Annotated in this window: 11 protein-coding genes; 3 read left to right on the forward strand and 8 right to left on the reverse strand. The window is 65.4% G+C overall.

The window, feature by feature from the left end; all coding sequences use genetic code 11:
* Window positions 1-29: 29 nt before the first annotated feature.
* Window positions 30-1,001, reverse strand: coding sequence for an NAD(P)/FAD-dependent oxidoreductase (locus F3087_RS37600; protein ID WP_223885649.1), 972 nt, complete (start codon window positions 999-1,001; stop codon window positions 30-32).
* Window positions 1,002-1,179: 178 nt separating this feature from the next.
* Here F3087_RS37600 and F3087_RS37605 point away from each other — a divergent pair, with 178 nt between their 5' ends.
* On the forward strand, window positions 1,180-1,650 hold the full coding sequence (locus F3087_RS37605) for an EF-hand domain-containing protein (protein WP_223885650.1): 471 nt from the start codon (window positions 1,180-1,182) through the stop codon (window positions 1,648-1,650).
* 3 nt (window positions 1,651-1,653) lie between these two features.
* Here F3087_RS37605 and F3087_RS37610 read toward each other — a convergent pair whose 3' ends face one another.
* The 4 genes from F3087_RS37610 to F3087_RS37625 all read right to left on the reverse strand — a co-directional run bounded on the left by F3087_RS37610 (window position 1,654) and on the right by F3087_RS37625 (window position 5,973).
* Window positions 1,654-3,006 carry a cytochrome P450 gene (locus F3087_RS37610; RefSeq protein WP_150406909.1) on the reverse strand — a complete coding sequence of 451 codons (1,353 nt, stop codon included), beginning with the start codon at window positions 3,004-3,006 and terminating at the stop codon, window positions 1,654-1,656.
* Window positions 3,007-3,039: 33 nt separating this feature from the next.
* Entirely contained in the window at window positions 3,040-3,579 is a 540-nt protein-coding gene (locus tag F3087_RS37615; protein WP_150406910.1) for an SRPBCC family protein, read from the reverse strand.
* A gap of 103 nt (window positions 3,580-3,682) precedes the next feature.
* On the reverse strand, window positions 3,683-4,162 hold the full coding sequence (locus F3087_RS37620; RefSeq protein ID WP_150406911.1) for an SRPBCC family protein: 480 nt from the start codon (window positions 4,160-4,162) through the stop codon (window positions 3,683-3,685).
* Between the two features lie 98 nt (window positions 4,163-4,260).
* Window positions 4,261-5,973 (reverse strand): ABC transporter substrate-binding protein, encoded by a 1,713-nt coding sequence (locus tag F3087_RS37625; protein WP_150406912.1) that lies wholly within the window; start codon window positions 5,971-5,973, stop codon window positions 4,261-4,263.
* 100 nt (window positions 5,974-6,073) lie between these two features.
* Between F3087_RS37625 and F3087_RS37630 the strand changes: the two genes are divergently transcribed.
* Together F3087_RS37630 and F3087_RS37635 are read left to right on the forward strand one after the other, a co-directional pair.
* The gene (locus F3087_RS37630) at window positions 6,074-7,786 is read left to right on the forward strand and encodes an ABC transporter substrate-binding protein (RefSeq protein ID WP_150406913.1); all 1,713 of its coding nucleotides are present in this window, start codon (window positions 6,074-6,076) and stop codon (window positions 7,784-7,786) included.
* A complete protein-coding gene (locus F3087_RS37635; RefSeq protein ID WP_150406914.1) occupies window positions 7,783-9,042 on the forward strand; it encodes a DUF885 domain-containing protein in 1,260 nt (419 codons plus the stop codon). The genes F3087_RS37630 and F3087_RS37635 overlap by 4 nt, the downstream gene beginning before the upstream one ends.
* Here F3087_RS37635 and F3087_RS37640 read toward each other — a convergent pair.
* The 3 genes from F3087_RS37640 to F3087_RS37650 form a co-directional block, all read right to left on the reverse strand.
* Window positions 9,029-9,667 (reverse strand): NHL repeat-containing protein, encoded by a 639-nt coding sequence (locus tag F3087_RS37640; RefSeq protein ID WP_150406915.1) that lies wholly within the window; start codon window positions 9,665-9,667, stop codon window positions 9,029-9,031. The two genes, F3087_RS37635 and F3087_RS37640, sit on opposite strands and share 14 nt — an antisense overlap.
* Complete coding sequence (locus F3087_RS37645; protein WP_150406916.1) at window positions 9,667-10,527, reverse strand: methyltransferase domain-containing protein; 861 nt, start codon at window positions 10,525-10,527, stop codon at window positions 9,667-9,669. The genes F3087_RS37640 and F3087_RS37645 overlap by 1 nt, the downstream gene beginning before the upstream one ends.
* Window positions 10,528-10,670: 143 nt before the next feature.
* On the reverse strand, window positions 10,671-11,873 hold the full coding sequence (locus F3087_RS37650; protein WP_150406917.1) for a DUF6004 family protein: 1,203 nt from the start codon (window positions 11,871-11,873) through the stop codon (window positions 10,671-10,673).
* Window positions 11,874-12,164 lie beyond the last annotated feature (291 nt).

Raw genomic sequence — 12,164 nt, forward strand, 5'->3', positions numbered from 1 at the left:
GTGGCCGACCGCCCCCGGCGCCGGGTCGGCTACTTCGAGCCGACGGCTGCTCGCCGGGCGGCGACGGCGCCGCGCACGTCGTCCGAGATCAGATCGTCGATCATCGCGACCGCGACCTCGGCGCCCTGCGCCGCGGCGCCGATCAGCTGTTTGGCCGGATCGGCCACGTTGCCTGCCGCCCAGATCCCCGGCACGGCGGTGCGGCCGGTGGCGTCGGTGGCGATGTAGTCGCCGATCCCGCTCATGTGCGCGGTCGGGGTCAAGCCGAGCGGGGCGAGCAGGTCACCGCGCGCGGAGAACCGCGGACCGCACACCAGCGCCTGCAACTCGACCACCGTACCGGTGGCCAGTTCGACGCCGGTCAGGCGATCATCGGTGATCTGCAACCCGACCACCTCGCCGGGGATGATCTCGATATCGCGAGCGGTCAGCTCTTCGACCTCGGTGTCGCTCAGCGCCGGGCCGGTGTGCGACAGGAAACGAAGGTGCGGCGACCACTGCCGGAACAGCGTGGCCTGGTGCATGGACATCGGGGTGGTGGACAGCACGCCGATGACCTGATCGCGCACCTCCCAGCCGTGACAGAACGGACAGTGCAGCACGTCCCGGCCCCACCGCTCGGCGAGCCCGGGGAGTTCGGGCAGATCATCGGTGAGACCGGTCGTGACGAGCAGGCGGCGGCCGCGAATGGTGCCGGAATCGGCGACCTCCACGCTGACCCCGTCCTCCGACGCCGTCACCCCCGTCGCCACACCGGTGACGAATTCCGCGCCGTACTGCCCTATCTCGGCGCGACCCGCCGCGAGCAAGTCCCCCGGCGGCATGCCGTCGCGGCTCAAGAACCCGTGCATGTGTGCGGCGGTGGCGTTGCGCGGCCGGCCGCTGTCCACGACAACGACCGAATATCGCGCCCGGGCGAGCATCAAAGCGGCGCTCAAGCCCGCGGCGCCGCCGCCGACGATCACTACATCGCAGTGATATCCGGATTCACGGATCGTCACTCCAGCCTCCTGTAGTAAGATAGGTATACAAGATGATAGCATTCGCCACTGATCGACTATCAGCAGCACTCCACACCATCCGGTTCGAATATACGGCGGTAACGCGATGCCCAGTGCACTTAGAACAAACAAACTCCGCAGGTTTTTCGGCGCATTAGATGTCGACCAGGACGGCGTCATGGACGAACTCGACGTCACGGCGCTGGCCCAGATGTGGTGCGACACATACGAACTCCCACCGCTCTCGGCGGAGTGGAGCAGAATTCACCGACAGGCCAACCGAATGTTCCGGGATATTCCGGGAACGGTGGACGCCGACGGCGAGAAAAAGGTGAACATCGACGAGTGGGTGGCGTGGGGCGATCATCCGGATTTTCCGGAATTCGTCGAAACTGCCGCCATACCGTTCAGCATGGCGGTGTTCGACGCCGCCGACAAAGACCAGGACGGGCGAATTACCGCGCCCGAAATGATGGCCGCACAGATCAAAGGCGGAATGTCCGAACAGGAGACGAACAAGGCATTCGCCCTCTTGGACGCCGACGGCGATGGATTCGTCACCACGGATGAATACGTGCTGGCCTCCAGGGAATTCTGGCTCAGCGACGATCCGGCCGCGCGTGGGAATCACATCGCCGGCGAACTGTAACCGCTAGCCCGTCTGGACGCGCCTTCGATGCACGGTCATCGGAAGCGCGTCCACCGGCATGGTGACCGCCGGTTTCGGCCGGGGCTGATGCCCCGGCACGGACACCAATCGCCAGCGTGCGGCGATGGTCGCGAGCACGATGATCAATTCGGCCCAGGAGAACGTGTCACCGATACAGCCGTGGACGCCGGCGCCGAACGGCATGAACGAATTGCGCTGGGTCGCGGTCAGGCGATCGGGTAGCCAGCGGTCCGGATCGAATCGCTCCGGGTCGGCGAAGATCTCCGGATTGTGCATGAGCGCGTAGAAGCTGTAGAGCACCGCCTCGTCACCCGGAATGTGATAGCCGCCGAGTTCGGTGTCCTGAGTGGTCTGCCTGGTCTGGAAGAAACCTTGCGTGCGCAGGCGCAGCGTTTCGGTGAGCACCCGGCGGGTGTATTCCAATTGGCCGACCGCATCGAATCCGGCCGCCCCGCCGGCCAGTACCCGGTCCACTTCTTCGTGCAGTTGCCGCTCGACCTCCGGATGGGTGGCGATCTCGTGGAACGCCCACGCCAGGGTATTGCTGATCGTATTGCTGCCGGCGATGAAGAAGGTCAGCACCTCGTCGTGGATCTGCTGATCGCTCATGCTCGGCCGGCCGTCGTCGTCGTGGGCGAACAGCATCATCGACAACAGATCGCCGCGATCCACGCCGTCGGCCCGATACTGCCGGATCGTCTCGTGAATGGTCCGCCGCAGATAGGCCTCCGACTCCCGGTATCGCCGATTCGCCGCGGTCGGCAGCTTCGTCAGCAGGCCGGTGGCGTCCGTCATCCGCCGGAACAGCCCGCCGAGCACGGTGCCCGTGGCGTCCATGAACCGGCGCTGATCCAGTGCGGTGCCCGGCGCGAAGATCACCTGGGTCACGTTGGCCAGGGCGAGTTCGTCCATCACCCGCTCGACCCGCATGGTCTCGCCGTCGGACCAGGCATCGCTCGTCTGCACGACCAATCCGCTGATCAGCGAGCAGTAGTGGACGATCCGGTTGCGATGGAACGCGGGCTGGAGCAGGCGGCGCTGGCGCCGATGGAACGCGCCGTCGGAGATGCCGAGGCCGTTGCCGAACATGACCCGGAACCGTTCGGTGATCGGCCCGCCCCTGGCGAATATCTCCGGGGTGCGCATGATCTGGCGCATCAGATCGGCGTCGTTGACCACATACATCGGCCGGCGGCCGAGGCGGATCACGGTCACCGGATCGCCGGACTGCAAGGACAGCAGCAGATCACCCGGGCTTCGCTTCATTTCGAGTCCGTGGCCGAGCAGCGGCTTACCGCCGGGAGTGAGGGTCGGCTGTCGGGAAATCGTGGTCATCGGTTCGCCGCTTTCTGAATCGGGCCGCGCGGGTTACGCATCGCCGTGCGCGGTGTGGGCGGCCGACGGCACGGTGGCCAGCACCGTGCCGGTTTCCAGCAGCGCCTTGAGGTTGTTCATCAGCCCGGGCCAGCCACCGCTGCCCTCGAGCTGGCCGCTGATCGCGCGATACATGACGCTGCCCGGCTCGAAGCCGTCGTGGGTTACCAGCAGGCGGACCTTGCCGTCGCCCTCGGGCTCGAGGTCGAAGGTGACCTTGGTGCGCGGTTCCTTCATGTACTCGGCGAGTTCCTCGGCCGTCCAGCCGAAGAGCATGGCGTGCGCGGGTTGCAGCAGGTGCCAGCTGTAGGTGAGCAGCCGCGGCGGGTCCGCGGCCAGCACGACCTGCCCCAGATCCTGGAATTCCTCGGTCGGCATGTTCTGCCATTTGACCGGTGACCCCACTCGCCAATCGGATTGCATGGCGACGCCGAACCAATATCGGCGAGTGAAGTCCGGCTCGGTCAGTGCTGCCCACAGCTGTTCGGGTGTCGTCGCGATGCGGGTGGTGTAGGTGAATTCCATCTTGCTCATCCTTCTGCACTTCGATACTGCTATGACGAATTAATGTCGGCACCCGCATCGCGACGTCACCCACTAACCGTCCAACTCACCTACGAGTTATCGATCGAGACAGCTACAGGTTCGGCGGATGCTCGTCCTGCACCAGCCCGAGGGTGATGTCCTGCTCGAGCGCCGCCTTCAAACCGCTGACGAAAAAGGCGAAACCGGCGGTGGAATCCCGTACGGCATCGACCTGGGCTTGGAGGTCGCCGCTGTATCCATTCTCCGTTATTTGCAGATATGTCGCGTCGTTTTCATACGGAGTCAGCGAGAATTCCACGGTGGTCGGGTGGTCGGGATTGTAATTGTCCCAGGTGAATTGGATCCTGCTGTCGATGTCGACCTTTTCCACCCGGATAGTGCGCGTCGCGCCGTACATTTCCCATTCCCAGGTGAGTTCGGCGCCCTCGGCCATGCGGCCGCTGCTCTTCGTGTACCAGAACCTGGTCGTTATCGACGGGTCGGCCAGGGCCTCGAAGACGTCGTGCGGTGGGCGGCGGATCAGCATGCGGACGTCCACCGAGGGCGGTTGGATCGACTGCGGCGCAACCATAGTGTGTCTCCTGTTCACTGAGATTCAGTAAATCTTTCGATAGTAGTTCGGAGCCACAATAACGGTGGATGGGTGTCGCTGTGGGTCATTCGAGCATGTCAACAGCCCTTTCCCTCGAGCCACAAGTTGGTCAGATCGCCGTTGAGCACCGGGTAGGGCAGCCAGTTCCGCACGGTCGTGGCATGAAACCAGTACTGGTGTGCGAAGAGCACGGGCACCACCGCGGCGTCCAGCAACACCTCGGCCTCCATCCGGCGGAAGAGCTCGCCTGCCCGCTTCTCGTCCGCCGAAGTGAGTGCGGCGCTGAGCAACTCGTTGACCTTCTCGTTGCGATAGCGGCCGAAGTTCGAGCCCCAGTCGCCGTCCTCGACCACACCCCGGCTGTCGAACAGGGGTTGCAGATAGGTTCTGGCGTTGTTGCCGTACCAGTCCGGTTCCCAGCCGGTGAGGGCGATGTCCCAGCTCTTGCCCGTAGCCGAGCCGGAGAAGTAGTCGGTGAAGAGTTCGTTGATCGAAACTCCTACCAGCTCAACGGAAATGCCCGCCCGGGCCAGCGCCACCTTGACCGCCTCGGCCGTCTCCGGGTGGATGTCGCGGTCGCGGAAGACCAGCCGCAGCGTGAGGCCGTTCGGGTATCCGGCGTCGGCGAGCAACTGCCTGGCCAGTTCCGGATCGCCACGGCCGCCGTCGGTCCGGTACGGACGGAATTCGCGGTGGGCGGTGCACAGCGGAGGCAGGATCTGGTCGGCGATGTCGTTCAGCCGCGGACCACCCCACACCTTCGACACCGCGGCCTTGTCCACCGCGTACTGCAACGCGACGCGGACCTGCCGGTCGGCCATGACCGGACGCGAAAAGTTGATCAGGATATAGGGACTCAGCAATCCGGCCGGATAGACCTCCAGTCGCGGATCATGGTCGCCGAGCAGCGGCGGGAGTTCCTCGGTGAGCGGCTGAATGTCCCACAGCATGTCGGCCATGCCGGTGGCGACCAGCTCGTGGGCAGCACGCTCGGACATTCCCTCGCGCACCACGATGGTGTCCACGTGGGCGGCCCGCAGCGGGTCGGACCTCGGTTCCCAGGCGGGATTGCGCTCGAGCACGATCTGTTCTCCCGGAACGTAATTCGCCACCCGGTACGGGCCGTTCGAGGCCAGCACGTGGTTGAGTTCGGGACTGCCGGGGACGAAATCGAGGTACTCGATCGGCGCCGGTGTGGCGAACGGCAGGGCGAGCATGTTCAAGAAGTCGGAGGCCGGATGCCGGGTGGTGAACCGGATCTCCCGGTCCCCCACCGCGCGCATACCGCGAATCTCGGTGTGCTCCAGCCGATCCGCGAGGGCGTCCGGTGACGTGCCCGCCATCGCGTTGCGGAACTCGACCATGCCGTCGATCGTGCTCAGGTAGTAGGCCAGGCCGGGACTGCTCGCCAGCGGGTGAGCCAGGCGCTTGATCCCGCGGACGATATCGCCGGCGACCAGCGGGCGAATGCCCGACGGCGTGCTCCACCGCAGGTCTTCGGCGAGGGTGAACCGGTATTGCCTGCCGTCCGTGCTGATCCCGCCGTTCGCCACGGTCGGCACAGCGATAGCCAGGTCCGGGACGATCTTTCCGGCCTCCTCGCGATTGCGGCTCGCCACGCAGCCGACCAGTTGCCGGGTGTAGGCGCGGATGATGCCGCGGGTCGCCGTGTGATAGGCCAGCGCGGGGTCGAGATAGTCGACGTCGCCGGCCCCGACCAGGGTGAGCGTGCCGCCGCGCCGGGGCGCCCGGTCCTCGGCAGAGCTTGCGCGAATCGTCGATTCCCACACTGCGACACCGCCTTTCCGTATCCCGCCCCAAAGTATACTTCTATTACATATAGTGATCTAGAGGATCTTTCGGGACGGTCCGAACCAGGAGGTCAGAGCAATGAGCGGTGATCAACCCCGGTACGGCGGCACCTTGCGCCTGTACGGACCCGGAAGCATGGATCATGTGGATCCGGCGAGTTCCTACTACATGCTGTCCGGGCAGATCATCAGGTTGTTCACCCGCCAGCTGTTCACCTATCGCCCGGTCGCGCACCTGCGCGACTGGAACCAGGTGACGCCGGTGCCCGATGTCGCGCTCGAGGTCCCCACGGTCGACAACGGCGGTCTCAGTCGCGACCACCTGACCTATACCGTGCGCCTGCGCCGAGGGGTCCACTGGGACACCGACCCGCCGCGCGAGGTGACCGCACACGACTTCGTCCGCGGGTTCAAACGCATGTGCAACCCGGTGCTCCGGGCCGGCGCGATCCACTACTACACCAGCACCATCAAGGGCGTAGCCGAATACTGTGACGATTACGCCGCCGCAGTGCCCCAACGGAATCCGGCGCCGGCCGAGCTGGCGCGGTTCCAGAACTCCCGCGACATTCCGGGGATCACCGCGGTCGACGATCGGACCCTGGTGTTCGAGTTGATCCGGCCTGCCCTCGATTTCATCCACATCATCTCGATGATGTTCGCGTCCCCGGCCCCGGTGGAGTACGACGAGTTCGTCCCCGACAGCCCCGAATTCCGGCGCAATGTCAGGTCACTGGGGCCGTACCGGCTGACCCACTACCGCCACGGCGTGGACCTGCGCATGGCCCGGAACCCGGTGTGGCAGCAGGACACCGATCCGGTGCGGCACCAATATCTGGACGGCGTCGAGGTCGTCATGGAGAAGGCGACGCCGGAGCAGGTCGGGCAGCGGATCAGAGCCGGACACGCGGACCTGTCCTGGGCGTCCCCGGTCACCGAGACCTACGACGAGAACCCCACCGATCCGGGCAACAACCTCGGCTACGCGTTGAATCCCTACCTCGTGTTCAACACGGTCAGCCCGAACGCCGGCGGCGCCATGGGCAAACCCGAAGTGCGCCAGGCGATCTCCTTCGCGGTCAACAAGGCGACGATGGTCGACATCTTCGACAAGTTGAGCGTCGGCACGGTGATGTGGCCCGCCCGCTCGGCCATCCCGCCGGGAAATTACGGCTACGAGGACTTCGATCTCTATGCGACGCCGGGCGATCGAGGCGATCCGGAGCGGGCGCGCGCGCTGCTCGCCGCGGCGGGGTATCCGGACGGACTGACGCTGACGATCGCGCATCGCGATGTGGACGCGAACCCCGAAGTCGCCGACGCACTGACCACCGACCTCGCGAAGATCGGCATCACGCTGCGTTCGGTCGCGCTGGGGCACACCGACTTCTACCCCTTCCTCCGGGACCCGGCGAATGCGCGGGCCGGCGCGTGGGACATCTCGACACCGGCGTGGACGCCGGATTGGTTCGGCAACAACGGGCGCGCCTTCCTGCAACCGATGTTGCAGACCAACGAGGTTCGCGGCACCGGCAACTACGGCTGCTACAGCAACCCCGATGTCGACCGCATGATCGACCAGGCGCTCTCGGCGACCGATCCGGCCGATGCGCACGCGGCGTGGCACGCGGTGGATCTCCAGGTGATGCGGGACGCGGCGATCGTGCCGATCCTGGTGCACGCGCCGACCATTCCGCATATCAAGGGCGCCCGGGTGCGCAACGCGATCGCCATGCCCACCATCGATCGCTGGTTCGACCTGTCCAATCTCTGGCTCGACACCGCCGAATGAGCATGCCCGGCAACGACATTCCGGCCGACGAGCCGGTGGTCCGCGAGTACCTGCTGCTGGGGCTGCGCCTGGGCAGACTGATCGACGGTTTCGTCGACTGCTGGTTCGGCGATCCGCGGCTCTCCGCCCGAGTGGACGCGGAACCGCCCGCCGATCCGGACGAGCTGGTTCGGCAGGCGGCCCGGCTGCGGGCCGAACTCGCCGACTCCGGCCTGCCCGACCCGCGGCAGCGGTATCTGTCGGCGCAACTCACGGCGCTGGAATGTGTGGGAAAACGGCTGTCCGGCACGGACATCCCGTTCTTGGACGAGATCCGCCAGTACTTCGACGTCGACATCGCCCTCGGCGATCCCGAGTCCTACGCGACCGTGCACGACGCGATCGCCGAGTTGCTCCCCGGCAGCGGCGGCATGCACGAGCGGCTCGACGCGTACTACGAGCGCAACCGCATTCCACCGGACCGCTTGCAGCACGCCGTACAAGCCGTCTCCGATGAACTACGCGGGCTAGCCCGCCCCCTGTTCGGCCTGCCGGATGGCGAGTGCGTCGATTACGAAGTGGTGCACGGCAAGCCGTGGAACGCCTTCAATCGGTATCTGGGCGGCTTCCGCTCGAAGGTCGTGCTCAACGACGAGGCCGGGCGCGCGATCGGCGCCCTGCCGACCCTGGTCACCCACGAGTCGTATCCGGGCCACCACACCGATCACTGTCTCAAGGAGGCCGGGCTCGTGCGCGAGCACGGACACACCGAGCAGCTCATCTCGCTGGTGAACACTCCGCAGTGCCTGATCTCCGAAGGCGCCGCCGAACTCGCGCTCGCGGCCGTGCTTGGCCCGGGGTGGGGCGACTGGACAGCGAAAATCCTTGCCGCCGAGGGGATCCACACCGACGGCGAGCTGGTCGAGCAGGTGCTGACGCTGGTTCGGCGGCTGTTGCCGGCGCGCCAGGACGCGGCGATCATGCTGCACGACCGCGGGGCCGACGTCGACGAGGTCACCGATTATCTCCAACGGTGGCTGTTGCTTCCGCGCGACCGGGCCCAGCACATGGTGAGCTTCCTGACCGACCCGCTGTGGCGGGCGTACACGGTCACCTACATCGAGGGAGCCCGGTTGGTCGGTGCGTGGCTGGCCGCCGGGCCGGCGAATCAGCCTGTTGCCGAACGGTATCAGGGCCTGCTCCGTAATCCGTTGCTGCCCAGCGACCTTCAGCGCGATCTGGACGTGACGCAGGGGCCACCGGCTACTGCGCGCTGATGCCGGGCACCATGATCGCCCGCAGCTGCAGGGTGGTGTGATCGCAGTACCAGATCCGGCTGCCGTCCCAGGTCAGTCCGGTCGGATTGCCGGCGACATGGTACGACGCGACCTCGCGACGGGTCTCCAGGCTGACCAGATTGATCATGGCGCCGTGGTAGTCGGCGTAGGCGAGGTAGTTGTCGGAGACGGTGACGCCGGCGGGCCGGGCACTCACCGGAATGGTGTCGATCAGCTGCAGCCCGTCGGTCGTGCGCAGATCGATCGCCTTCCGATCCTCGTAACCGAACCACATCCCGTGCTGGGCCGCTTCGAGTCCGTACAACCCTTGGCCCGGACGGGGATTCGGCAACTCGGCGACCGTGTCGGCGGTCAGCGGATCGATCACGCGCAAGACCCGATCGTCGCCGACGACCTGGATCAGGTGTCCGGCCAACGTGGTCAAGTCCGATCGGACTGCCGCGCAAGGGATTCGGTGTTCGACCGCGCCCGTCGCCGGGTCGATCGCGATGATCTGGTTGAGCACGCCCTCGGAGAACCAGAGCAGATCCCCCGACCAGGTCAGTCCGCACAGCTTCAGCGCGCGCACCGGGATGTCACGCACCGTTCCGACCGAGATCGGCATCAGCTTTCCCCTCCTCGGGCGATCGTGCAGTCCAGTCGCCATTCGGTGGCCACCCGGGACCGGGCGGAGCCGGACGGCCGGTGCACCGTCGCCTGGACGGCATCGCCGGCGGTCACCGGGGTGTGCCGCAGCGGCCAGATCCACACCGCCCAGTTACAGCCTTGGTACGACGGGAAATTCGACAGGGAGACGCCGTCGATGAGATCGGCGGTGAAGAATCCCATGACGGCGTGCAGGCTGCCGGACCGGGTGATCGGCAGGCGCACGCGATCCGCGATCGGCACGGGATCGCTGAGCAGCCGCGGCGCCCGCTGGAAGAAGTGCAGCTGGGCGTGCGGTTCGGCGAATTCCTGCACGGCGTCCAGCCGGAAGCCGTGAAAATCCTGCCCCCACAATCCCCAGCCTTCGTCGTCGAACTGGATCGCGGCCAGCGTGGTGTTCAGCCCCTGCGGGATGATCCGGCCGTTCGGCCGCAGGTTCTTGCGGGCAACGCTGTCCAGCACCCGCGTCATGTTCTCTTCCGGGCCGAGATTGCCCATCATCTCCGAGACGATGACATCGGCCTTGCGCGGTAACCGGACCGCGCGCGCGTCACCCTGGATCAGGGTGAGCTGGTCCTTCAGGTCGTTGGTCGCGATGATGCGTTCGGCGACCGCCGCCATGTCCGGGTCCGCTTCGATCGCGTACACATGCGCGGCACCGTGTTTCAGCGCCAGCAGCGACAGCGCCAACGTTCCGGCGCCGACGTCGATCACGACCGAGCCGGGCTCGACCGCCTGCGCGAGCGCCTGATCGTAGGCGTTCATCCGTGGGCGATCGGACAGCATCACCTGGTGCATGAGCAGGATCAACGGATCCATGATGCCTCCCGCCGGTCGTGGGTGCTGGTCCCTCTCGTTTGGCGCGGAGAGGGACCAGCAAGGCCGAACTATCACTATTGATAACTCTAGGAAACTCACCCGAGCGGCCGGCGTCAAGCGACGACCGCCCGGGAAAGCCCCACCTACACGTTGACGGCCGCGTGCTCGCCGACAAATGAATCACGCATGACCAGATTGATGCCCGTGAGCCTGGCCTTGACCTCGTCCGCCGTGGTGACCAGCGCGGTGTCCGTGCCGTTCATCTGCAGCTCGGTCCCGGTGGCCTCCATGCTGCCCAGCTTGCCGAACACGTGCACCGGGTTCGTCGCGTAGAGCGTCACGTCGGGCGTGACCAGCTCGAACTCGGTGTCGATGTGCAGTTCGCTCGGGTAGCGGATGCGGCTCAGGCTGTCTTCGGTGCCTTCGCCGAGCGTGCCACCGGAGGGACGCGGGAAGCTCACTCGTAGCATCACGCGCCCGCCGAGAGCGGCGCAGTGGCCGGAGATCGCGATCCGCGAAATCTGGGCCAGCACACCGGTGCCCTCGTCGTGCTTCTCCGGTCCGAACAGCAGGATCTCCGTGCCTGCCGCGTTCTTGTAGTCACCGGCCAGATCGACGGTGACTTCTTTGCCGCCCACCTCCAGCTTGGCCTGGCCCTCCAACGAGACCTGCATGATCATCGAAGGGTCGACCAGCATGGAGATGCACGGGCCGGCGCTGGGCATGAAGAACATGCTCGGCGTGATGCCCACCGGCTCGTTGTCGTCGTTGGCGGGGTACCAGGCCTCGGGGAGGGTGGTTCCCTTGACCACGTTGGGCCCCACGATGACATCGAACGGACCGTCACCACGCGGCTTGCCCAGGTACGGGCCGGTCAGTGGCTTCTTGAACGGCGGGATATGGTCGACGACACCATAGATGTCGATCACGTTGCGATGCGCCAGGCGCAGCGTGCTGGACTCCAGGATGCCGAACCGGCGAATGTTGAACTCCGCGGGGAAGTTCTTGCCGGGCGTGATCTGCCGGACGTGACCAGTGTTGGGTAGGAACGGGTTGGACAGCACCTGGATGCGGTCGTCCAACTCGTAGCTGAAGCCCTTGATGCCGACCTCGGGTGCTGAGATCAACTCGGTTTGGAACTCCGCGTAACCCTTTTCGTCGACGCGGTGCTCGAATCCGGGCATGGGCCACTTGTTCAGTTGGACGAAGCCGGAGAGGTTGATGGTCTCCTTTCGTGCCGCATAGTAATCCTCACCGAAGGCAACGGTCGCGGCAGCAAGGATGTGCGGGCGGATCGGCTTCGGTTCTAGGTTCAGTGATTCATACGTCTCTTTGATGGCGCTCAATCCAGACACCTCCAGCGTCTGCGGTACTAGTGGGAACGATATCGTTAACTATATGTTTTTGAACCAATCTAGGTCAATGATACGAGCACTATCAAAAGGGCCGAAAATCAAGATTTAATTCCGGGCTCCGCCGAATTCACATCGACAAATTGCACGCCGAAGCCGCGCAACACCTCGCGTGTTGCGCGGCAGTTTTCCCGCGGAAATCAGGTCAGCGCGGCCTCAGGCTTTTCCTTGTCCTCGTCCGTTTTGGTGAGTTTGGTTTTGCCGGTGAAGGTGAACTTGGCGTCT

It is taken from the genome of Nocardia colli (assembly GCF_008704205.1).
Taxonomy (GTDB): domain Bacteria; phylum Actinomycetota; class Actinomycetes; order Mycobacteriales; family Mycobacteriaceae; genus Nocardia; species Nocardia colli.

Bases quoted from the DNA above. Each gene is read 5' to 3' on its own strand.
- F3087_RS37605 (WP_223885650.1), top strand. From the start codon at position 1,180: ATGGACGAACTCGACGTCACGGCGCTGGCCCAGATGTGGTGCGACACA.
- F3087_RS37610 (WP_150406909.1), bottom strand. From the start codon at position 3,006: ATGACCACGATTTCCCGACAGCCGACCCTCACTCCCGGCGGTAAGCCG.
- F3087_RS37615 (WP_150406910.1), bottom strand. From the start codon at position 3,579: ATGAGCAAGATGGAATTCACCTACACCACCCGCATCGCGACGACACCC.
- F3087_RS37620 (WP_150406911.1), bottom strand. From the start codon at position 4,162: ATGGTTGCGCCGCAGTCGATCCAACCGCCCTCGGTGGACGTCCGCATG.
- F3087_RS37630 (WP_150406913.1), top strand. From the start codon at position 6,074: ATGAGCGGTGATCAACCCCGGTACGGCGGCACCTTGCGCCTGTACGGA.
- F3087_RS37635 (WP_150406914.1), top strand. From the start codon at position 7,783: ATGAGCATGCCCGGCAACGACATTCCGGCCGACGAGCCGGTGGTCCGC.
- F3087_RS37640 (WP_150406915.1), bottom strand. From the start codon at position 9,667: ATGCCGATCTCGGTCGGAACGGTGCGTGACATCCCGGTGCGCGCGCTG.
- F3087_RS37645 (WP_150406916.1), bottom strand. From the start codon at position 10,527: ATGGATCCGTTGATCCTGCTCATGCACCAGGTGATGCTGTCCGATCGC.